Consider the following 20,842-nt stretch of genomic DNA (forward strand, 5'->3'; position numbering starts at 1 on the left):
GAGTGCTAACGGCCGCCATATGGGTCGGTCGAACCCCACGTCAAGGCGCAGTGCAGCAAAAAACTATTCGTTCTTTTGCCCGCGCGGTGGACCGTTCGGCGTTCTCGGCCGTTGGACGGTATCGCGTCGAAGGCGGGCGATCCATCGATGACGGTCACTCATCCGCCTCAAGGACCGGCTGAACGCCCCCAAATGATATTGCGAACTAATCGCAAAGAAAAGCCGAAATCTGGCCCGATCGTCATTGAACGGTAAGGAAATTGGGCCTATGGGCGCCTCATCGACCACCGCGCAAAGAAGGAGACGCGCATGGCCCGGAAGAAGATCGCGCTTATTGGTGCCGGCAATATCGGCGGCACGCTTGCTCACCTCGCGGCTCTCAAAGGGCTTGGCGATATCGTCCTGTTCGACGTGGTCGAAGGGATTCCCCAGGGCAAGGCGCTCGATCTTTCGCAGTGCGGTCCGGTCGAAGGCTTCGACGCCAAGATCACCGGCTCCAACGACTATGCGGACATTGCCGGGGCCGACGTCATCATCGTCACCGCCGGCGTCGCCCGCAAGCCGGGCATGAGCCGTGACGACCTGCTCGGCATCAACCTCAAGGTCATGAAGGCCGTCGGTGAGGGCATTCGCGACAATGCGCCCGACGCGTTCGTGATCTGCATCACCAACCCGCTCGACGCGATGGTCTGGGCGCTGCGCGAATTCTCCGGCCTGCCGCACAACAAGGTCGTCGGCATGGCCGGCGTGCTCGATTCGGCCCGGTTCAGCCACTTCATCGCCGAAGAGTTCGAAGTGTCCGCCAAGGACGTCACGACCTTCGTGCTCGGCGGCCATGGCGATACCATGGTGCCGGTCGTGCAATATTCCACGGTCGCCGGCATTCCCGTGCCCGACCTCATCAAGCAGGGCCGCTCCACCAAGGAGCGTATCGACGCCATCGTGCAGCGCACCCGTTCGGGCGGCGGCGAGATCGTCGGCCTGCTCAAGACCGGCTCGGCTTATTATGCGCCCGCGACCAGCGGCATCGCCATGGCGGAAGCTTATCTGGGCGACCAGAAGCGCCTGCTGCCCTGCGCCGCCTATGTCGAGGGCAAGTACGGCGTCGACGGCCTGTATGTCGGCGTACCGGTGATCATCGGCAAGGACGGCGTCGAGCAGATCGTCGAGATCGAGCTGGATGACGAAGCCAAGGGCAATCTCCAGGTCAGCGTCGATGCGGTCAAGGAACTGCTGGTGGCGTGCAAGGGCATCGATCCGAGCCTGGCGTAAGCGATGAAGCGCATCGCTTGCTCTTCCTGTTCCCCGGCGAAGGCCGGGGCCCAGCAGCGGCGGTGATGCAATGACCTGCGCCGGCTATGTCTACATCATGGCAAGTCGGCGGAACGGGACGATTTATACCGGTGTGACGAGTGATCTGGTGAGACGGGTCACGCAGCATCGGACAGGAGAGATCAAGGGCTTCACCAGCAAATATGGCTGCAAGCTACTGGTTTGGTACGAAGCCCATGACGATCTTCAGAACGCGCGGCAGCGCGAACTGCGGATCAAGGAATGGAAGCGTCAGTGGAAACTGCGCCTCATTGAAGAGATAAACCCGGACTGGAACGATCTGTTCGAGTCCATCTGTCAGAACTGGACCCCGGCCTTCGCCGGGGAACAAGGAAGCGAAGCGAGCCCATGAGCATCCTCGTCGACAAGAACACCAAGGTCATCACGCAGGGCATGACCGGCGCGACTGGCACGTTCCACACCGAGCAGGCGCTGGCCTATGGCACGCAGATGGTCGGTGGCGTGACGCCGGGCAAAGGCGGCACCAGCCACATCGGCCTGCCGGTGTTCGACACGGTGGAAGAAGCCGTGGCCAAGACCGGCGCCACCGCGAGCGTCATCTACGTGCCGCCGCCATTCGCCGCCGATTCGATCCTGGAAGCGATCGACGCGGAAGTGCCGCTGATCGTCACGATCACGGAAGGCATTCCGGTGCTCGACATGGTGCGCGTGAAGCGCGCGCTCTCCGGTAGCAAGTCGCGCCTCATCGGCCCGAACTGCCCCGGCGTACTGACGCCGGACGAGTGCAAGATCGGCATCATGCCCGGCTCCATCTTCCGCAAGGGCAGCGTCGGCGTCGTGTCGCGCTCGGGCACGCTCACCTATGAGGCGGTGTTCCAGACCTCCAATGCGGGCCTTGGCCAGACGACGGCCGTCGGCATTGGCGGCGATCCGGTCAACGGCACCAACTTCATCGACGTGCTGGAGCTGTTCCTCGCCGACGAGGCGACGCAGAGCATCATCATGATCGGCGAGATCGGCGGCGATGCCGAGGAGCAGGCCGCGCAGTTCCTGATCGACGAGGCCAAGAAGGGCCGCAAGAAGCCGATGGCCGGCTTCATCGCGGGCCGCACGGCGCCTCCGGGCCGTCGCATGGGCCATGCCGGTGCGATCGTCTCCGGCGGCAAGGGCGATGCGGAAAGCAAGATCGCGGCGATGGAAGCAGCGGGCATCAAGGTTGCGGCCAGCCCTTCGGAGCTGGGCACGACGCTGCTTGAGGTGCTCAAGGCGTAGGTGGTTAACAGCCGCTTCACCCGGGACGCCTTAAAAGGCCGGTCCGGGATGGCGGCACAGGCGTCTTCCGCCCGGCGGAGAGAGGCAAGGATCGAACCGATGGGTTACGAGAATCAGGAATTCAGCGGCGCGCAAGAGGCCGAACAAGGGCCGAGCTGGGCGCGCAAGGGCTGGCCACTCGACAGCACGGATGACCTGACCGCCGCGCTCGACCCCACGCAGATGCAGGTGGCGATCAAGGCCGCCGCCGCCAAGAGCGGCGCGCCCGCCTCGCAGGCCGATGTCGCCAAGGCGGCCGCCGATTCGATCCGCGCGATGATGCTCATCCGCACCTACCGGGTGCGCGGCCATCTGGCGGCCAATCTCGATCCGCTCGGCCTCAGCCAGCGCGACCTGCCGGCCGATCTGACGCCGGAATATCATGGCTTCTCCGGCGCGGAGCAGGACCGCAAGGTCTATGTCGGCGGCGCGCTCGGCCTTGAGTGGACGACGATCCGCGAGCTGGTGGACATTCTGCGCGCCAATTACTGCGGCAATGTTGGCCTGGAATATATGCACATCTCCGATGTGGAGGAGCGCCGCTTCCTGCAGGACCGCATGGAAGGCAAGGACAAGGAAATCATCTTCACGCCCGAGGGCAAGAAGGCGATCCTCGCCAAGGTCATCCAGGCCGAGCAATATGAGAAGTTCCTCGGCCGTAAATATGTCGGCACCAAGCGCTTCGGCCTCGATGGCGGCGAGTCCATGATTCCGGCGCTCGAAGCCGTGATCAAATATGGCGGCCAGCTCGGCGTGCGCGAGATCGTGTACGGCATGGCCCATCGTGGCCGCCTCAATGTGCTGGCCAATGTGATGGCCAAGGGCTTCCGCGTGATCTTCCACGAGTTCTCGGGCGGCACCGCCAATCCCGAGGATGTCGGCGGCTCCGGCGACGTGAAATACCATCTCGGCACATCTACCGACCGTGATTTCGACGGCATCAATGTCCACATGTCGCTGGTGCCCAACCCCTCGCACCTGGAGACGGTCGACCCGATCGTGCTCGGCAAGGTGCGCGCGCAGCAGTTGTTCCGCGACGATATCGGCCCCGGCAAGCACAAGCAGGTGCTGCCCGTGCTCATCCATGGCGATGCGGCCTTTGCCGGCCAGGGCATTGTGTGGGAGTGCTTCGGCTTTTCCGGCGTGCGCGGCTACAATACCGGCGGCTGCATCCACTTCGTCGTCAACAACCAGATCGGGTTCACCACCAGCCCGCAATTCTCGCGCGGCTCGCCCTATCCGAGCGATGTCGCCAAGGGGGTGCAGGCGCCGATCATCCATGTGAACGGCGATGACCCCGAGGCGGTGACCTTCGCCTGCAAGCTGGCGATCGAATATCGCCAGACTTTCCATCGCGACATCGTGATCGACATGTGGTGCTACCGCCGCTTCGGCCACAATGAGGGCGACGAGCCGAGCTTCACGCAGCCGCTCATGTATGCGCGCATCAAGCAGCATCCGCCGGTGAGCGAGGTCTATGCCTCGCGTCTGCGCGAAGAGGGCGTGGTGGACGATTCGTTCCTCTCCGCGCAGGTCGAGGGCTTTGTCGATCATCTCGAGGAAGAGTTTGAATCGGCCAAGACCTACAAGGCCAATCATGCCGACTGGTTCGCCGGTCGCTGGTCCGGCCTGCATCAGCCCGCCGACATCGAAACCGCGCGCAAGAATGTCGAAACCGCCGTCTCCCCCAAGCTGTTCGAGAGCCTGGGCCGGACGCTGACAACGGTGCCCGAAGGCGTGAACGTCCACCGCACCTTGCGGCGCGTGCTCGATGCCAAGGCCGAGATGTTCAAGACCGGCGAGAATTTCGACTGGGCAACGGGCGAGGCACTGGCCTTCGGTTCACTGCTGTCGGAAGGCTATGGCGTGCGCCTGTCCGGTCAGGACTCGGGGCGCGGCACGTTCAGCCAGCGCCACGCCGTCTGGGTCGATCAGGACAGCGAGAAGAAGTATATTCCGCTCAACACCGTGCCGCACGGCCATTTCGAGGTCTATGACAGCCCGCTCTCCGAATATGGCGTGCTGGGCTTTGAATATGGCTACGCCATGGCTGACCCCAAGAGCCTGGTGCTGTGGGAAGCGCAGTTCGGCGATTTCGCCAATGGCGCGCAGATCATCATCGATCAGTATATCGCCTCGTCCGAATCCAAGTGGCTGCGGGCCAATGGCCTCGTGCTGCTGCTGCCGCACGGCTATGAAGGGCAAGGGCCGGAGCACAGCTCCGCGCGGCTCGAACGCTTCCTGCAGCTCTGCGCGGAAGGCAATATCCAGATCGCCAACTGCACCACGCCGGCCAACTATTTCCACATCCTGCGCCGGCAGATGCTGCGCCCGTTCCGCAAGCCGCTGATCATCTTCACGCCCAAGTCGCTGCTGCGGCACAAGCTGGCGGTGAGCAAGGCCGAGGACTTCCAGGGCGATCGCCATTTCATGCGCATCCTCTCCGACCCCGCGCCCGCGGCGGACGAGAAGACGCGCCGGCTGGTTCTGTGCTCCGGCAAGGTCGCCTACGACCTCATGGAAGCGCGCGATGCAGCAGGCGACAAGGACGTGCAGATCGTCCGCATCGAGCAGCTCTATCCCTTCCCGACCGAGGCGCTCGCCACGCGCCTCAAGCGCATGACCGCGCTGGAGGAAGTGGTGTGGTGCCAGGAAGAGCCGCGCAACAATGGCGCGTGGTTCTTCGTGGAGCCGTATATCGAGGAGGCGCTCGATCAGGCCGGCAAGGCACCGATGCGCGCCCGCTACGCAGGTCGCAAGGCTTCGGCATCGCCCGCCACGGGCCTTGCCCGCCGTCACCAGGCCGAGCAGGGTGCGCTCATCGCCGACGCGCTCGGTCACAATGTTCGCGCCGAAATCAAGCGCCAGAAGAAAGCATAGTCCGCGCAGGTCGCGCCGGGCAGGAGGAAAGACATGGCCACTGAAGTGAAAGTGCCGACTCTGGGTGAATCCGTCACGGAAGCGACGGTAGGCCAGTGGCTGAAGAAGCCCGGCGACGCGGTGAAGGCCGATGAGCCGATCGCCAGCCTGGAAACCGACAAGGTTGCGGTGGAAGTCCCCGCACCGGTTGCCGGTGTGATGGGCGAGTTGCTGGTGAAGGAAGGCGACACCGTGAATGTCGGCGCCGTCATCGCCACCGTGCAGGAAGGCGCGGCTGCGGCTAGCAAGCCTGCGCCTGCCAAGGCGGAAGCTGCCGCGCCGGCACCGACCAAGACCGAAGCGGCTCCTGCACCGACGCCGGCACCGGCTCCCGCCCAGGCTGTGCATGACGGCGACAGCACGCTTGGCGCCATCACCCTCTCCCCGGCCGTGCGCCGGCTGGTGCTCGAGCATGGCCTCGACCCCAGCAAGATCAAGGGCACCGGCAAGGACGGCCGCCTGACCAAGGACGACGTGATGGCCGCCATCGCCGATGGCAGCGCCGTCGCGAGCGAGTCTGCCGCAGCCACGCCCGCAGCGGCACCGGCCGCCGGCACGTCCGGCCCGTCGCGCAATCAGGAGCGCGTCAAGATGACGCGGCTGCGCCAGACGGTCGCGCGGCGCCTCAAGGAAGCGCAGAACAACGCCGCACTGCTGACCACGTTCAACGATGTGGACATGAGCGCCGTCATCGCCGCGCGCGCCAAATACAAGGATCTGTTCGAGAAGAAGCACGGCGTGCGCCTGGGCTTCATGGGCTTCTTCGTGAAGGCCGCGTGCATGGCGCTCAAGGACATCCCCGGCGTCAATGCGCAGATCGAGGGCGACGAGATCGTCTACAATGATTTCTGCGACATCTCGGTCGCGGTGTCGGCGCCCAATGGCCTCGTCGTGCCGGTCATCCGCAATGCCGAGACGATGAGCATCGCCGAAATCGAGAAGACCATCGCCGATTTCGGCAAGCGCGCCAAGGAGGGCACGCTGTCCATGGCGGACATGGCCGGCGGCACCTTCACCATCTCCAACGGCGGCGTGTTCGGCTCGCTGATGTCGACGCCGATCATCAACCCGCCCCAGTCCGGCGTGCTCGGCCTGCACCGCATCGAGGAGCGCGCCGTGGTGGTCGATGGCCAGATCGTCGCGCGCCCGATGATGTATCTCGCGCTCAGCTACGATCACCGCATGGTCGATGGCCGCGAAGCGGTGACCTTCCTCGTCGCGCTGAAGAACGCCATCGAGGACCCGACGCGGCTGCTCATCGATTTGTGAGGCAGGCAAACATCGCAAACTAGCCCGTGCTCCTGCGAAGGCAGGAGCCCATCGGCGGAGATGAAACGACGAAACGTGGCTTCCTATATCTGATGGCCAGCAAGCCTAATGGCACGCTGTACCTCGGAGTCACGAGCGACCTTGTCGCGCGATGCCATCAACATCGCGAGGGCCATGTCGAAGGGTTCAGCAAACGCTATGGTTGCCGGCTCCTTGTTTGGTACGCAGTATATGACGATCTGCAGGAAGCGCGGCTGCGCGAACTGCAGATGAAGAAATGGAAACGGGCCTGGAAAGTCCGCCTGATCAGGGAGAACAATCCCGAATGGCGCGATCTGTGGTCGGTGATTGCGACCTAGCCGTGGGTTCCTGCCTCCGCAGGAACACAAAGCGGTGACCGGTCAATGGAGCGAGTAATGGCAGACCAGTTCGACTATGACGTTCTCGTAATCGGCGCCGGGCCGGGCGGTTATGTGGCGGCGATCCGCGCCGCGCAGCTTGGGCTGAAGACCGCCTGCGCGGAAAGCCGGGAGACGCTGGGCGGCACCTGCCTCAATGTCGGCTGCATTCCCTCCAAGACGCTGCTGCACGCCTCGCACCTGTTCCATGAGGCCAAGGATGGCGTGCTGGCCAAGCACGGCATCAAGCTCGGCTCGGTATCGCTCGATCTGCCGGCGATGCTGGCGGACAAGGATGCGGCGGTGAAGGGCCTCACCGGCGGCATCGAGTTCCTGTTCAAGAAGAACAAGGTTGAATGGCTCAAGGGGCTCGCCAGCTTCAAGGACGCGCACAGCGTCGAGGTGGCCGGCAAGACCGTGACCGCCAAGAACATCGTCATCGCCACCGGCTCCAGCGTAACGCCGCTGCCCGGCGTCGAGGTCGATAATGACAAGGGCGTGGTGGTCGATTCCACCGGCGCGCTGGCGCTCAAGAAGGTGCCGGATCATCTGGTGGTGATCGGCGGCGGTGTCATCGGCCTCGAACTGGGTTCGGTCTGGGGTCGCCTGGGCGCCAAGGTCACCGTGATCGAGTATCTCGACCAGATCCTGCCCGGCATGGATGGCGAGGTGCGCAAGGAAGCCGCCAAGCTGTTCGCCAAGCAGGGCTTCGATATCCGCACCGGCACCAAGGTGACCGGCGTTGCCGTCAAGGGCGGAAAAGCCAGCGTGACGGTCGAGCCGGCCGCCGGTGGCACCGCCGAGACGATCGAGGCCGATACGGTGCTGGTCGCCATCGGCCGCCGCCCGAACACACAGGGCCTCGGCCTCGACAAGATCGGGCTGGAGCTGAACCAGCGCGGCCAGATCGAGACCGGTCCCGATTTCTCCACCAAGGTCGATGGCGTGTGGGCCGTTGGCGACGTGATTCCCGGCCCCATGCTCGCGCACAAGGCCGAGGATGAAGGCATTGCCGTCGCCGAGAACATCGCCGGCATGACCGGCATCGTGAATCATGACGTCATCCCCAGCGTCGTCTACACCAGCCCCGAGATCGCCGGTGTCGGCCTGACCGAGGAAGCCGCCCGCGAGAAGGGCGAGATCAAGGTCGGCAAGTTCCCGATGATGGCGAACAGCCGCGCCAAGGCGATCAGCGCCACCGACGGCTTCGTGAAGGTGATCGCCGATGCCGAGACCGACCGGGTGCTCGGCGTATGGATCGTCGCCGATCCCGCCGGCACGATGATCGCCCAGGCCGCGCAGGCCATGGAGTTCGGCGCGACGTCAGAGGACATCGCCTACACCTGCCACGCCCACCCGACGCACAATGAGTCGGTGAAGGAAGCCGCGATGGCAGTGCTCGGCAAGCCCATCCACATGTAAGGAATGGCGTTCCTGACCGGCCCGTCCGGTCAGGAACAATCCCTTTTAGCCCGCATATGAGCGTGTTTGCTGGCTGAGCTGAATGCCGGCGAGAGCGTCGCGCACACCCGGCCCTGCGCTCACGAGACTCTTCCGGGCCTCAACCAGCCCCGCTTACTGCATCCCCGATGGCAGGATCGACGGCGATTCCCGTTGCGGCTGTTGCTGCGCCGGCGGGGCCTGACGCTGTTGCGGGGCCTGGCGTTGCTGGCCCGGCTGGGCGGGTGCGGGGCGCGCGGGACGTTCGTCACGGCCGAGCACTTCATCGATCCAGCGCTGGTCGATCCGGCGCGGCGCTTCGGTGCCACTGGTGTCGCCGGGCGTCGCGCCTTCGGCACCGCTGCTCTGGCCCTCGGCGGGCGGCAGGGGCAGGCCGTTCTCGTCCACCATCATGCCATTGTCGGGCGAGCCATAGGCCTCTTCGTCCGGTTCGAGCTGCCACTCGGGCAGCACCACTTCGGTCTCGAAATTCTCCACCGGGCGATTGGCGACGGCGGTGCGCATATAGGCGGCGAAGGCCCGCGCGGGTGCTCGCCCGCCGGCCAGCCCACCCACGGCGCGGCTATCGTCGCGGCCCATCCACACCCCGGTGGTGATGCCGCTGGAGAAGCCGACGAACCAGCCATCCTTGTTGCTGCTGGTCGTGCCGGTCTTGCCCGCCACCGGCCGGCCGATCTGGGCCGCGCGGCCGGTGCCGGTGTTCACTGCCGTCTGCATCAGGTCGGTCATCCCCGCGGCGACCCAGGGCGCCACCAGCACGCGGCTGGTATCGTCCTCATGCTCATACAGCGTGGCGCCATCGGCCGTGGTCACCTTGAGAATGCCATAGGGCCGCACCGCCACGCCCTTGCGCGCGACAGATGCGAAAGCCTGCGTCATGTCGATCAGGTGGACCTCGGACGTGCCCAGCACCATCGAGGGATGCGTGTTGATCGTCGTGGAAATGCCAAAGCGCCGCGCCATGTCGGCGACGGTCGAAAAGCCCACTTCCATGCCCAGCTTGGCGGCGACGGTGTTGATCGAATAGGCAAAGGCCGTGCGCACATCGATCTCGCCCACATTGCGGCGATTATCGTTGCGGGGCGACCAGCCGTTGATCGTCACCGGGCTATCCACCACCGGCGTCTCGGGCGTGTAGCCGGCCTCCAGCGCAGAGAGATAGACGAACAGCTTGAAGGCCGAGCCGGGCTGGCGCTGGGCGACAGTGGCGCGGTTATAGTTGGAGCTGACATAATCCAGCCCGCCAACCAGCGCACGCACCGCGCCATCGCGGTCAAGGCTGACCAGCGCGCCCTGCGCGCCCCCCGGCACATTGCCCTTGAGCGCCGCGACGGCGGCCCGCTGCATCCGCGGATCGAGCGTGGTGTAGACGTCGAGCGGCTGCTCGCGCTCGTCGATCAGCGTATCGAGCTGCGGCAGCACCCAGTCGGTGAAGTAGCGCACGCTGTCCTGCGCCCTTTCCGGCACCAGCCGCACGCTATCGAGATCGGCGGCGGCCCGCTCGGCACTGGTGAGGTCGCCATTGGCTGCCATCACGTCCAGCACCACACTGGCACGGCCGGAGGCGGCATCGGCATCGGCGGTGGGCGAATAATGCGAGGGCGCCTTCACCAGTCCGGCGATGATCGCCGCTTCCTCAAGGCTGAGCGTCGTCGCCGGGTGATTGAAGAACTTGCGGCTGGCGGCATCCACGCCATAGGCGCCACCGCCGAAATAGACCTTGTTGAGGTACAGCTCCAGAATCTGGGACTTGCTGAACTTGCGCTCCATGGCGAGCGCCAGGATCATCTCGCGCAGCTTCCGCCCGGCGGAATAGCTGTTGTTGAGGAAGATATTGCGCGCGAGCTGCTGGGTGATGGTGGAGGCGCCCTGCAGACGCCGGCCCTCGCCACGGCGGACATAGCCCACCCACGCCGCGCGGGCGACGCCGATCGGATCGACACCGGGGTGCATATAGAAGCGCTTGTCTTCAACGGAAACCAGAGCGCGGGTCATCACCTCGGGAATCTGTGAATGGTTGAGCCAGCGCCCATAGCTCGGGCCGAGCGAGACGAGGACGGAGCCATCCGCGGCATGGACGCGGATCATCTGCCCATTGGGCGAGCTTTTGAGCGAGTCGAAGCTCGGCAGCGACTGCATCGCGATGACGACCGCGATCACCAGCGCGATCAGTCCCCCGATGGCGAGTGCGATGCCGACCTTGATCAGCCGGATGGTCCAGAGCCTGATCGAGCTCCCCGATTTTGCCTTGGCCATGCCTTGCCTTGTATCGCTCCGAACCGCTGCGTGCTGCAACTGTGCAGGACGCTACAAGCGTCCAGCGCCTTTACAAGCGCTGAATAGGATATCAATCGTCCTGTGCGGTGCCCTGCGGCTCGAAGTCCAGCGCGACGCTGTTCATGCAGTAGCGCAGGCCTTCCGGCCCCGGCCCGTCGGGAAAGACATGGCCCAGATGCCCGTCGCAGCGCGCGCAGCGCACCTCGACCCGGCGCATGCCGTGGCTCGTGTCGGTATATTCGCTGACCGCCTCATCTTCCAGCGGCGCGGTAAAGCTCGGCCAGCCCGAGCCGCTGTCATATTTATGCCCACTGTCGAACAGCGGCATGCCGCAACCCGCGCAATGATAGATGCCGGCATCCTTGAGCTTGTCATAGGCACCCGCAAAGGCCCGCTCGGTGCCATGTTCGCGCAGCACATGATATTGTTCGGGAGTCAGGCGCTCGCGCCACTCGGCATCGCTGAGGTTCATCTTGTCCATGCGCGGAATATCGGGTGCCTGCCCGGGCGCGTCAATGGCGGCCGTTCGGGAGGCGCGGACAAAATCGCCGAATTTGCGGGAAGCAGAAGCCCCCCTTTGAGCCCTTCTTTTTCGTCATCCCGGACTTGATCCGGGATCCCGCTTCTTCTGGTTTCTCAATCTGTCTGGACCTGCGATCTTCAAGGCAGTGGGATCCCGGATCAAGTCCGGGATGACGTCGCTAACGACGAGATAGGGTCCGGCGCCATCGCCCCGGAATTGTCCACGCCCCTCGGGCCAATCGACATTCAGATGATGACGTGACGAAAATGGCGGTTTTCCGTGACCCGGAGCGCAGCGTACTTCAGGTACGTGAGCACCGGAAGCACGGAAGGCCGCCATTTGCAGGCCGTCAGGGCTGAATGTCGATTGGCCTTAGCGCCCGCGTGCGCCCAGCCGTGCGACGTTGATCAACTCCTGCGCCAGCACTGTCTCGCCGATCTGGTGCGAGAGGCGGCTGGTGCGCTCGGCTTCGGCCAACCGGTGAATGGCCTTGTCCAGCGCCTCGGCACTCCAGCGGCGCGCCACCTCCTCGTCGCCGCGCCCGCCAAAGCGCGGCGCCTGTCCGCCCTGCGCCTGCGCAAAGCCGATGGCGCGTTGCAGGGTAAGGCGGGCAAGCCCCGCCAGCGAGCCGCCACTCTGGCGCAACCGGGCCATCTCATGCTCGGTGGCGCGGACATTGCCGGAGAGCACGACCATCGCCGCCTTGAAGAGCTGCTGGTCGCCCCCTTCCGCGCCCAGCGCATCGAGCGCCTCGGGCGTGGCGGCCTTGGGCTCCTCGGGCGAGGCATCCAGATACAGTGCCAGCTTCTCGATCTCGCCGGCCAGCAGCCCGCGCTCGGCACCGGTCAGCGCAACCAGCCGCCGGGCCAGATCGCCGGGCAGTTCGAGACCCAGCTCGCGCGCCATGCTGACCGCCAGCGCATCGGCATTGCGGCCCTCCGGCGCATAGCTGACGATGGCCATCACCGCCTTGTCGCCCTCGCACAGCTTGAGCAGCTTGCTCGTCTTGCGCAGATTGCCCGCGATCATCACCACCGGATTGCCGGTCGCCGGCGCCTGCAGCAGCGCTTCGACCGCCGGCACGACTTCCTCACCCGCTGGCTGCACGCGCACCCAGCGCTTATCGCCGAACATGGAGATGGCGGCAGCTTCATCCGGCAGGCGCGCCGGGTCGCTGCGCAGCGTCGCCCCATCCAGGTCGATCCGTTCGGCACCCGCCCCCATGGCCTTGCCGACGCGGGCGCTGAGCGCTTCGCTGCCGGCTTCATCCGGCCCGTACAGCAGATAGAGGCGGATGTTCGGCGCGGGATCGTCCAGCGCCTTGAGCGCGGCCTGATTGTCCGCCCGCAGGCTCATTCGCGCGCGGCGAGCGCCACGCTGGCCAGCACCCGGTCGGCGACGATCTCGGTCAGTCGCTCCAGCGCGCTGTCCTCGGCCGCAACCGTCGCATATTCGCTGGAGGCGACATCGATGCCCGCGTCCCAGCTTGACGTCTCGTCGAGCACGGTCTTGCCATCCTGCGTGTCAACCAGCTGGTAGCGCGCGCGCAGGGTCCGGCGTTCGCGCGTCACCGTGTCATCCGCGCGCACGCCCAGGCCCTCGATGCGATCATCGAGCTGCACCTTGAGCAGAAAGCGCGGGGCAGCATCGCCCATCGCCGCCAGCCGGTCGTTGAGCGCATTGCGCATCAGCCAGCCATTTTTTCCGGGGATCGGCTCCACCTGCACGCTCGCCAGCGCCTGCGCCGCAGCCCCGCTGCGCCCGCCCGCATACATGGGCTTCAATCCGCAGGCCGAGAGGCTGGCGGCAAGGGCGAGGCCCAAAACGAGGCGGGAGAAAGCGCTGGTCATCAGATGACCAGATTGACCAGACGATCCGGAACCACAATCACTTTCTTCGGCGCCCGGCCTTCCAGCTGCCGCGCGACATTGGGCGCGGCAAGCGCAAGGCTCTCCAGCGTCGCCTTGTCCGTGCCCTTGGCAACGGTGATCGTATCGCGCAGCTTACCCATCACCTGAATGGCGATGGTCACTTCGTCATCGACCAGCAAGGCCGGATCGACAGATGGCCACATGGCGTCGGCGATCAGGCCCTCATGACCCATCTCGGCCCAGGCTTCCTCGGCGATGTGCGGCGTCATCGGCGCCACAAGCAGCGTCAGCGCGCGAATCGCCTCGGCGCGGGTGGCGGACGGCGCCGCCTTCTCGATGGCATTGGCCAACTCGTAGATCTTGGCGACGCCCTTGTTGAACGCCAGCGCCTCGATGTCCCTGGCGACGCCGTCGACAGTCTGGTGCAGCTTGCGCTTGAGGCCCAAGTCCTCGCTGCCGTCGCCGGTTTCGCCGACCTGCCCGAAAATCCGCCACAAGCGATTGACGAAGCGCCATGAGCCCTCGATGCCGGCCTCGCTCCACGGCAGGTCGCGTTCTGGCGGCGAGTCCGAGAGCATGAACCAGCGCACCGCATCCGCGCCATAGCGCTCGATGATCTCGTCCGGGTCCACGACATTCTTCTTGGACTTGGACATCTTGATGACGCGGCCGATCTCGACCGGCGCGCCATCGGCCAGCAGCGTCGCGCCCTCGGCGGTGCGCGTCACTTCGCTGGGCGCATAATAGAGCGGCGGCAGGCCTTCGCCCTGCCTGCGGGCATAGGTCTCATGCGTAACCATGCCCTGCGTGAACAGGCTCTCGAACGGCTCGGCAACGCTGATCTTGCCGATATGAGCGAGCGCGCGCGTCCAGAAGCGGGCGTAGAGCAGATGCAGGATCGCATGCTCGATGCCGCCGATATACTGGCCGACCGGGAGCCAGCTCTCGGCCTCGGCGCGGTCGAACGGCTGGTCATCGGGCTGGCTGGCGAAGCGGATGAAGTACCAGCTCGAATCCACGAAGGTATCGAGCGTGTCGGTCTCGCGCACGGCAGCTTTGCCGCATTTGGGGCAATCGACATGCTTCCACGTCGAGTGCCGATCGAGCGGATTGCCCGGCACGTCGAAGCTCACATCCTCGGGCAGCACCACCGGCAGCTGCGCCTTGGGCACGGGCACCACGCCGCAATCCGAGCAATGGATGAACGGAATGGGCGTGCCCCAGTAGCGCTGGCGCGAGACGCCCCAGTCGCGCAGGCGCCAAACGGTCGTGCCCTTGCCCCAGCCCTCGGCCTCAGCGCGGCGGATGACTTCGGCCTTAGCGTCTTCCACGGCCATGCCGTCGAGGAAGCGCGAGTTCACGAGGCGACCGGGGCCAGTATAGGCCTCGTCATGGATCGGCGCCTGCTCCTCGCCCTGCGGCGCGACGACGCGCTCCACCGGCAGCATATATTTGCGCGCGAAGTCGAGGTCGCGCTGGTCGTGCGCCGGGCAGCCGAAGACGGCGCCAGTGCCATAATCCATCAGCACGAAATTGGCGACGAACAGCGGCAGCTTCCAGTCCGGATCGAGCGGATGGACAACGCTCAGGCCCGTATCGAAGCCCTTCTTCTCCTGCGTCTCCAGGTCAGCCGCGGCGGTGCCCGACCGGCGGCATTCCTCGGCGAACGCGGCGAGATCGGCATTGTCCTGAGCGAGCGCCAGCGCAATCGGATGATCGGCGGCAATCGCCGCGAAGCTCGCGCCGAACAGCGTGTCCGGCCGGGTGGAGAAGACCTCCAGCTCCTGAATCTCGCCAACCGGCGTTGCCAGCCGGAACCGGAACTGCATGCCCTGCGACTTGCCGATCCAGTTCTCCTGCATCAGCCGAACCTTCTCGGGCCACTTGTCCAGCGTGCCCAGGCCGGCGAGCAGGTCGTCGGCGAAGTCGGTGATGCGCAGGAACCACTGGTTGAGCTTGCGCTTCTCGACCAGCGCGCCCGAGCGCCAGCCGCGTCCGTCGATCACCTGCTCATTGGCGAGCACGGTCATATCGACCGGGTCCCAGTTCACCGCGCTTTCCTTGCGGTAGACGAGGCCGGCTTCATACAGGTCGATGAACAGCGCCTGTTCCTGGCCGTAATAATCCGGCTCGCAGGTCGCCAGCTCGCGGCTCCAGTCGAGCGCGAAGCCCAGGCGCTTCAATTGCGCCTTCATCGAGGCGATATTGTCGCGCGTCCAGCTGCCCGGATGGATCTTCTTTTCCATCGCGGCATTTTCGGCGGGCATGCCGAAGGCATCCCAGCCCATCGGGTGCAGCACGTCATGGCCCTGCATCCGGCGGAAGCGGGCCAGCACGTCACCCATGGAATAGTTGCGCACATGGCCGATGTGAATGCGCCCGGAAGGGTAGGGGAACATCTCCAGCACATAGCTTCTCGGCGCGCCCTGGCGGGTGCCGGCCTTGAAGCTCTCCCTGTCGTCCCACACGGCCTGCCAGCGGGCGTCAGCCTGCGCAGGGTTGAAGCGTCTGTCGCTCACTCTCGCCTCGTTCATCAATAGGGCCGGTCCGGCCCCGTGACGGGCGCCGAGGCCGGGCTTTGTCAGCCGCTGATCGCGCGGCGCCGCAGGTCGCGGGCACGCGTCAGGATGATTTCTTCAAGCTTCTGGGTCGTCGCCGCCTGCACGGGGGCATCGATCCACTGGCCGTTCTGCAGGGTCTGGCGGCTCGCTGCCACGCGCAGGGCATCGGCGCGCAGATCCTGGTCGAGGATCGTCACCGTCAGCTTCATGCGCTCGTTCGTCGCGGCGGGATTGATGTACCAGTCGGTCAAGATCACGCCGCCGTTGGAATCGGTCTGGAGCAGGGGCATGAAGGACAGCGTCTCGAGGCTGGCGCGCCAGAGATAGCCGTTGATGCCGATGCTGGTCACGCGCGAGGCGGCCAGATCGGCCTTGGGGCGATCCTTCCCGCCGCCGCAGCCTGCCAGCAGCCCGCAGGAAAGCGCCAGCAGCAGGCCGCCCTTCAAAGTCTTGTGTCCGCTCAGAACCATGCGTTGCCTATCCCGTGATGTCCGGTGGTGACCGGGCTCCCTGTCGATCAGCCTCTATAGTGAGGCAGGGCGGCGGCACAAGTGGCGGATTGCGCGGGCTCTGCCGCTCGCGCCGCTGCCGGCATCGGCCCGGCGCAATTTCGGTTGCGATGGGTTGATTTTTGCAACCGTGTTGAACAATGGTCGTTTCACGAAGGGATTATAAGGGGATAACCGGCTCGCCGGTGGCCACTGTGGAGAATCGGTCACGCTTTCCAGCGAATCGTCTCTGCTTCTGGTCCGCGCTATCCCCTCATGATATAAGAACACAGACCGGCCCTCAAAATGGAGTCGGCGCAGGGAGCGAACGGTGACGGTGAAGACGGGAAAGATCGCGTTGGCGGGGGCTTTGACAGCCGCCCTTTCGCTCGCCCTCACCCCGGCGCTTTCCGCTGTTCTCGGCGCAGAATCGAAGGGCCTGGATCAAAGCGGCGTGTCGCTGAAAATGCTGGGCAGCATCGGTTCGTTCACGCCGGTCACCCATGATGAGAAGCTGGCCAAGGCCTATGCCCAGGCCGCGCGCGAATCGCAGAGCAAGGGCTTCCGTTTCACGCCGACCAGCGGTTCGGCCGCCGGCAATCGCTCGCTGACCATTCTCGTCCGCACGCCCAACGCCATGGCCTCCGCGCTGGATGGCCGGTCCGAGCGGGTTCTGCCCAATCTCGGCGTCGCGCCTGTCGCATACCGGCTGGGCGTGACCAAGGGTCTCGCGCGGTTCACGCCGGGCACCCGCATCGAATCCTCCAGGCTTGACCCGATCATCGAGAAGTCGATCAGCGAACCGGTCGCCAGCTTCACGCTGCGCCCGAAGCAGGATCGCTTCTCGGCGAATGTCCAGCTTGAGCACCGCGAAGTCGCTGCCGCCTCCCCGGCGGAAGATACGCCGGCCACGCTCGGCGCCGAGCCCAGCTATGCTGTCGATCTGTCGAGCAGCTACTCGCTGACCCGCAACCTGAACCTGAAGGCTGGCGTGCGCTATGCCGGGCCGAACAACCGGCTTGCGCCGACCGTCACGGATCAGGCGCAGGACAGCCAGGCCGTCTACGTCGGGACCACCTTCAAGTTCTAAGCCCGCTTGTGCGCTGACCTTTGGTTTGCGAGCGCGATGAGTCGCGTCCGCAAGCGCTGCGTTCTTCCGTCTCGATGATTGACACAGCGGCGCCCCACAAGGCAGCACCGCAGTGCAGGCCTTCAGATGGCACCGCAACGGGGAGAGGGACTATGCGCATAAATCAGATCGCCCATCATCGTCGCGATCACGCCGAAAAAAGCCGGATCGGACGCACGACGGGCATCGCCGCCATGGCCCTCGGCCTGCTTCTCTCGGCAGCCCCCGCACGGGCGGACTGGATCACCAGCTGGTCCGCCGCGCCGGTCCGCCCCCGCACGGATCTTGGCCCACTGATGGCGCCGAGAAGCTATAACAATCAGACGCTGGTGCAGACGCTCCGCATCGCGGCCGGTGGCAAGGCCCTGCGGCTGCGCCTCACCAATGCCTATGGCGAGAAGCCGCTGGAGATCGGCGGGGTGCGCATCGCCCTGCTCGATCCGCAAGGCGCCGAAGTACCGGGCTCGGCCCGGATGCTGCGCTTCGGCGGCGCGGCGACAGCCCGTATCCCGGCGCGCGCGCCATTGCTGAGCGACACGGTCGACATGCCCGTGCCGGACCTCGCCCGCCTCTCCGTGCAGATCTATGTGCCGGGCGATACCGGCCCCTGCACCTGCCATGAAAGCGGGCTGGATACACTGCGCGTCTCACCCCCCGGCAATTATCTCGGCAAGCCCTTCGAGCCGGTGCAGCAAGGCCCGCACCGCCCCTTCCTCGCCGCCGTGGAGGTCGATGCGCAGGACGGTGCCGGGACGATTGCCATGCTGGCCGATTCGATCACCGACGGCATCGGCTCCACGCCCGGCGCGAACCGGCGCTGGCCGGACTTCCTCGCCGCCCGTCTCTCCGCCGCCGCTCCCGGCAAATGGGGCATCGCCAATCAGGGCATCAGCGGCAATCGCGTGCTCAGCGATGGCTTTGGCGATAGCGCGCTGGCCCGGGTGGACCGCGACATCCTCGCCCTGCCCGGCATCCGCTATCTGATCGTGTTCGAGGGCGTGAACGATCTCGGCATCGCTTTTGGTGCCGAGCGCATGGCCCAGCAGGCTGGCCGGCCCAATGTCCTCGCCGATGGCACCAAGGTAACGCTGGAGACGATGCTGGAAGGCTATCGCCAGATCGCCGAGCGCGCGCGGGCGCGCGGCATCACCGCGGTCGGCGCGACGATCGCCCCCTATAAAGGCGCGACCTACTGGACGCCGGAGGCCGAGGCCGTACGGCAAGGCATCAATGCCGCCATCCGCTCCGGTACGATCTTCGATGCCTGGCTGGATTTCGACGCCGCCTTTGCGGACCCCGCCAATCCCCAGCAGATGCGGCCCGGCTATCATATGGGCGACTTCCTGCACGGCACCGACGCGGGTTATGAGGCGCTGGCCGCGTCCATCGACCTCTCGCTGTTCAAATAGCGCCACCGCGCGGGCCACGTCTGGGCGTCAACCCGTCGATGGCCGCATAACCCACAGCCCCAAGGCGCCGCACCAAGGCGGCATGGCGTGGGTGAACCCCGCCAAGCGCGATCACCGGCAGGGTCGCCAGTCGTGCAAGCGCCGCAAAGCGCGCAGGGCCGAGCGGTCGCGCGCCGGGGTGCGACCGCGTACGAAACAACGGGGACAGCAGGACGACATCCGCACCGGCGCGCTGCGCCGCCCGCATTTCCTTATGGCTGTGCGCCGGCGCGCTATGCAGCCAGCGCGGGTCGCGCGGTCCGGCGGTCGGGCCATGATGGCCATCTGCCCCCCATTGCATGGCCGTCCTCGCATCGCCGGCGAGCAGGATGCGGCAATGGCGCTTGCCCGCTGCCCGCCGCACCTGATTGAACAAGGCCCGCCGTGCAATGGGGTCGAGGCGATAATGGCGCAAGATGACGGCCGAATGGCGCGGCAGACGCGCGATGGCGCGCAACAGATCGTCCGTCGCGACGCGCTCGTCACTCATCAGCCACAGGGTTGACGGGGGGGTGCGCGATTTGCCTTGGCCTGCGTGCATCGCGCCTTTTATAGCGGCGCCGATGAATGGGCAAAATAATCAGATGAGCGCCGAGAGTACGGCCGAGAGCCGGTTGGCGCATGTGCGGGACAGCATCAGCAGGGTCGAGCGCGTCGCGGGTCGTCCTGCGGGGTCGGTGACGCTGATCGCCGTCAGCAAGACGCATCCGGCCGAGGCGGTGCGCCCGCTCATCGCGGCCGGGCAGCGCGTGTTCGGCGAAAACCGCGTTCAGGAAGCGCAGGCCAAATGGCCGGCGCTGCGCGAGGCTTATCCCGATATCCGCCTCCACCTTGTCGGCCAGCTTCAGTCCAACAAGGCGGAGGATGCGGTCGCGCTGTTCGATGCCATTCATGGCGTCGACCGCGCCTCGCTGATCGCGGCGCTGGCCAAGGCCATGGACAAGGCGGGCCGCCGGCCGGACTGCTTCCTGCAGGTCAATATCGGCGAGGAAGAGCAGAAGGGCGGCTGCGCCATCGCCGATGTACCGGCCTTGCTGGCGCAGGCGCGCGCGGCGGACCTGCCGGTCGTCGGGCTCATGTGCGTGCCCCCCGCTGAGGTCGAGGCCGCGCCCTATTTCGCCCTGCTCGACAAGCTGGCCCGCGATCATGGATTGCCGGGCCGCTCCATGGGCATGTCCGGCGATTATGAGACGGCGGTGATGCTCGGCGCCACCCATGTACGCGTGGGCACTGCATTGTTCGGTGCCCGCGACGCCATCTGAAGGCCGGCCGCGTCAGCCCGGCTTGCGCTGCGCTTTCACCGCGCCGGCCCACCATTCCAGCTCTTCCGCAAAGCCGGTGAAGCTGCGCACCAGCGCCGCGCCACCCGCGCCGCTTGGTTCGCCGGCCGCATCGAGACTGTCCGTGATCCCGCCGACCGCCACGCTGGCGGGAATCACGGCGATGCCGAGCGTCGTCAGCGTCGGATGCCAGGCGTAGCTGGAGCGCGCGCCCGCCATCCGCCCTGCCGAATAGCTGACGATGCCGGCCGGCCGCCGCCGCCATTCCTGATAATAATGGTCGATGAGATTCTTGAGGCCCGGCTGCAGACCTGAATTATACTCGCCGGTGACGAACACGAACCCATCGGCCGCGCTGATCTTGTCGGCCAGCGCCGTCATCTCGGCAGGGGCGGTGCCGGGCGCATAATCGGAGAGGCGCTTGTCCAGCATCGGCAGGCCGACCGCCCGCGCATCGATCAGCTCCACTTTATGGCCTCGTTCGGACAGCGTGCGCACGCAATAGTCGGCGAGCCTGATGCCGGCGCGCGCCTCCCGATAGGATCCATAGAAGACGAGAAGCGAAAGGCTCATATTGTCGGGCTCCGTGGCAATGTCGGCGCGAGCCTAGCAGC

General features: G+C 65.8%; 18 protein-coding genes. 10 read left to right on the top strand and 8 right to left on the bottom strand.

Features of this window, described 5'->3' with window-relative positions; translation table 11 throughout:
* Nucleotides 1-309 precede the first annotated feature (309 nt).
* From mdh to lpdA, 7 genes are all read left to right on the top strand, one after another.
* The gene (gene mdh, locus M2331_RS14535) at nucleotides 310-1,272 is read left to right on the top strand and encodes a malate dehydrogenase (protein ID WP_181560933.1); all 963 of its coding nucleotides are present in this window, start codon (nucleotides 310-312) and stop codon (nucleotides 1,270-1,272) included.
* A gap of 70 nt (nucleotides 1,273-1,342) precedes the next feature.
* Nucleotides 1,343-1,684, top strand: coding sequence for a GIY-YIG nuclease family protein (locus tag M2331_RS14540; RefSeq protein WP_181560934.1), 342 nt, complete (start codon nucleotides 1,343-1,345; stop codon nucleotides 1,682-1,684).
* A complete protein-coding gene (sucD, locus tag M2331_RS14545) occupies nucleotides 1,681-2,565 on the top strand; it encodes a succinate--CoA ligase subunit alpha (RefSeq protein WP_181560935.1) in 885 nt (294 codons plus the stop codon). The genes M2331_RS14540 and sucD overlap by 4 nt, the downstream gene beginning before the upstream one ends.
* 99 nt (nucleotides 2,566-2,664) lie before the next feature.
* Nucleotides 2,665-5,484: a 2-oxoglutarate dehydrogenase E1 component gene (locus M2331_RS14550; protein WP_181560936.1), complete on the top strand. Its 2,820-nt coding sequence runs from the start codon at nucleotides 2,665-2,667 to the stop codon at nucleotides 5,482-5,484.
* Nucleotides 5,485-5,517: 33 nt separating this feature from the next.
* Complete coding sequence (gene odhB, locus M2331_RS14555; RefSeq protein WP_181560937.1) at nucleotides 5,518-6,792, top strand: 2-oxoglutarate dehydrogenase complex dihydrolipoyllysine-residue succinyltransferase; 1,275 nt, start codon at nucleotides 5,518-5,520, stop codon at nucleotides 6,790-6,792.
* Between the two features lie 50 nt (nucleotides 6,793-6,842).
* Complete coding sequence (locus M2331_RS14560) at nucleotides 6,843-7,151, top strand: GIY-YIG nuclease family protein (protein WP_264572326.1); 309 nt, start codon at nucleotides 6,843-6,845, stop codon at nucleotides 7,149-7,151.
* A 57-nt stretch (nucleotides 7,152-7,208) separates the two neighbouring features.
* Nucleotides 7,209-8,612 (top strand): dihydrolipoyl dehydrogenase, encoded by a 1,404-nt coding sequence (lpdA, locus tag M2331_RS14565; RefSeq protein WP_181560939.1) that lies wholly within the window; start codon nucleotides 7,209-7,211, stop codon nucleotides 8,610-8,612.
* 153 nt (nucleotides 8,613-8,765) lie between these two features.
* Here lpdA and M2331_RS14570 read toward each other — a convergent pair whose 3' ends face one another.
* From M2331_RS14570 to M2331_RS14595, 6 genes are all read right to left on the bottom strand, one after another.
* Nucleotides 8,766-10,907: a transglycosylase domain-containing protein gene (locus M2331_RS14570; RefSeq protein WP_181560940.1), complete on the bottom strand. Its 2,142-nt coding sequence runs from the start codon at nucleotides 10,905-10,907 to the stop codon at nucleotides 8,766-8,768.
* A 91-nt stretch (nucleotides 10,908-10,998) separates the two neighbouring features.
* Entirely contained in the window at nucleotides 10,999-11,409 is a 411-nt protein-coding gene (gene msrB, locus M2331_RS14575) for a peptide-methionine (R)-S-oxide reductase MsrB (protein WP_181560941.1), read from the bottom strand.
* Nucleotides 11,410-11,823: 414 nt separating this feature from the next.
* The gene (locus tag M2331_RS14580) at nucleotides 11,824-12,807 is read right to left on the bottom strand and encodes a DNA polymerase III subunit delta (protein WP_181560942.1); all 984 of its coding nucleotides are present in this window, start codon (nucleotides 12,805-12,807) and stop codon (nucleotides 11,824-11,826) included.
* On the bottom strand, nucleotides 12,804-13,301 hold the full coding sequence (gene lptE, locus M2331_RS14585; protein ID WP_181560943.1) for an LPS assembly lipoprotein LptE: 498 nt from the start codon (nucleotides 13,299-13,301) through the stop codon (nucleotides 12,804-12,806). The genes M2331_RS14580 and lptE overlap by 4 nt, the downstream gene beginning before the upstream one ends.
* The gene (leuS, locus tag M2331_RS14590; protein ID WP_181560944.1) at nucleotides 13,301-15,856 is read right to left on the bottom strand and encodes a leucine--tRNA ligase; all 2,556 of its coding nucleotides are present in this window, start codon (nucleotides 15,854-15,856) and stop codon (nucleotides 13,301-13,303) included. The genes lptE and leuS overlap by 1 nt, the downstream gene beginning before the upstream one ends.
* 47 nt (nucleotides 15,857-15,903) lie before the next feature.
* The gene (locus M2331_RS14595; protein ID WP_181560945.1) at nucleotides 15,904-16,353 is read right to left on the bottom strand and encodes a DUF3576 domain-containing protein; all 450 of its coding nucleotides are present in this window, start codon (nucleotides 16,351-16,353) and stop codon (nucleotides 15,904-15,906) included.
* Nucleotides 16,354-16,702: 349 nt separating this feature from the next.
* On the opposite strand from M2331_RS14595, the gene M2331_RS14600 reads away from it, so the two are divergent.
* Together M2331_RS14600 and M2331_RS14605 are read left to right on the top strand one after the other, a co-directional pair.
* Entirely contained in the window at nucleotides 16,703-17,461 is a 759-nt protein-coding gene (locus M2331_RS14600) for a hypothetical protein (protein WP_181560946.1), read from the top strand.
* 152 nt (nucleotides 17,462-17,613) lie between these two features.
* Entirely contained in the window at nucleotides 17,614-18,909 is a 1,296-nt protein-coding gene (locus M2331_RS14605; RefSeq protein ID WP_181560947.1) for an SGNH/GDSL hydrolase family protein, read from the top strand.
* Here the strand turns inward: M2331_RS14605 and M2331_RS14610 are convergent.
* Nucleotides 18,902-19,438, bottom strand: a complete 537-nt coding sequence (locus tag M2331_RS14610) for a thiamine phosphate synthase (protein WP_264592413.1) — start codon at nucleotides 19,436-19,438, stop codon at nucleotides 18,902-18,904. The genes M2331_RS14605 and M2331_RS14610 overlap by 8 nt on opposite strands.
* 94 nt (nucleotides 19,439-19,532) lie before the next feature.
* Between M2331_RS14610 and M2331_RS14615 the strand changes: the two genes are divergently transcribed.
* Nucleotides 19,533-20,210 carry a YggS family pyridoxal phosphate-dependent enzyme gene (locus M2331_RS14615; RefSeq protein WP_264592414.1) on the top strand — a complete coding sequence of 226 codons (678 nt, stop codon included), beginning with the start codon at nucleotides 19,533-19,535 and terminating at the stop codon, nucleotides 20,208-20,210.
* A gap of 12 nt (nucleotides 20,211-20,222) precedes the next feature.
* Here the strand turns inward: M2331_RS14615 and M2331_RS14620 are convergent, their stop codons facing one another.
* Entirely contained in the window at nucleotides 20,223-20,801 is a 579-nt protein-coding gene (locus M2331_RS14620; RefSeq protein ID WP_181560950.1) for an NADPH-dependent FMN reductase, read from the bottom strand.
* Nucleotides 20,802-20,842: the final 41 nt, after the last annotated feature.

The organism is Sphingobium sp. B10D7B (genome assembly GCF_025961955.1).
Taxonomy (GTDB): Bacteria; Pseudomonadota; Alphaproteobacteria; order Sphingomonadales; family Sphingomonadaceae; genus Sphingobium.

What these genes read in the sequence shown, in the direction of transcription:
- M2331_RS14580 (WP_181560942.1), bottom strand. Translation starts at nt 12,807, where the DNA reads ATGAGCCTGCGGGCGGACAATCAGGCCGCGCTCAAGGCGCTGGACGAT.
- M2331_RS14605 (WP_181560947.1), top strand. Translation starts at nt 17,614, where the DNA reads ATGCGCATAAATCAGATCGCCCATCATCGTCGCGATCACGCCGAAAAA.
- odhB (WP_181560937.1), top strand. Translation starts at nt 5,518, where the DNA reads ATGGCCACTGAAGTGAAAGTGCCGACTCTGGGTGAATCCGTCACGGAA.
- M2331_RS14595 (WP_181560945.1), bottom strand. Translation starts at nt 16,353, where the DNA reads ATGGTTCTGAGCGGACACAAGACTTTGAAGGGCGGCCTGCTGCTGGCG.
- lpdA (WP_181560939.1), top strand. Translation starts at nt 7,209, where the DNA reads ATGGCAGACCAGTTCGACTATGACGTTCTCGTAATCGGCGCCGGGCCG.
- leuS (WP_181560944.1), bottom strand. Translation starts at nt 15,856, where the DNA reads ATGAACGAGGCGAGAGTGAGCGACAGACGCTTCAACCCTGCGCAGGCT.
- sucD (WP_181560935.1), top strand. Translation starts at nt 1,681, where the DNA reads ATGAGCATCCTCGTCGACAAGAACACCAAGGTCATCACGCAGGGCATG.
- M2331_RS14540 (WP_181560934.1), top strand. Translation starts at nt 1,343, where the DNA reads ATGACCTGCGCCGGCTATGTCTACATCATGGCAAGTCGGCGGAACGGG.
- mdh (WP_181560933.1), top strand. Translation starts at nt 310, where the DNA reads ATGGCCCGGAAGAAGATCGCGCTTATTGGTGCCGGCAATATCGGCGGC.
- M2331_RS14550 (WP_181560936.1), top strand. Translation starts at nt 2,665, where the DNA reads ATGGGTTACGAGAATCAGGAATTCAGCGGCGCGCAAGAGGCCGAACAA.
- M2331_RS14620 (WP_181560950.1), bottom strand. Translation starts at nt 20,801, where the DNA reads ATGAGCCTTTCGCTTCTCGTCTTCTATGGATCCTATCGGGAGGCGCGC.
- lptE (WP_181560943.1), bottom strand. Translation starts at nt 13,301, where the DNA reads ATGACCAGCGCTTTCTCCCGCCTCGTTTTGGGCCTCGCCCTTGCCGCC.
- M2331_RS14610 (WP_264592413.1), bottom strand. Translation starts at nt 19,438, where the DNA reads ATGAGTGACGAGCGCGTCGCGACGGACGATCTGTTGCGCGCCATCGCG.
- M2331_RS14615 (WP_264592414.1), top strand. Translation starts at nt 19,533, where the DNA reads ATGAGCGCCGAGAGTACGGCCGAGAGCCGGTTGGCGCATGTGCGGGAC.
- M2331_RS14570 (WP_181560940.1), bottom strand. Translation starts at nt 10,907, where the DNA reads ATGGCCAAGGCAAAATCGGGGAGCTCGATCAGGCTCTGGACCATCCGG.
- msrB (WP_181560941.1), bottom strand. Translation starts at nt 11,409, where the DNA reads ATGGACAAGATGAACCTCAGCGATGCCGAGTGGCGCGAGCGCCTGACT.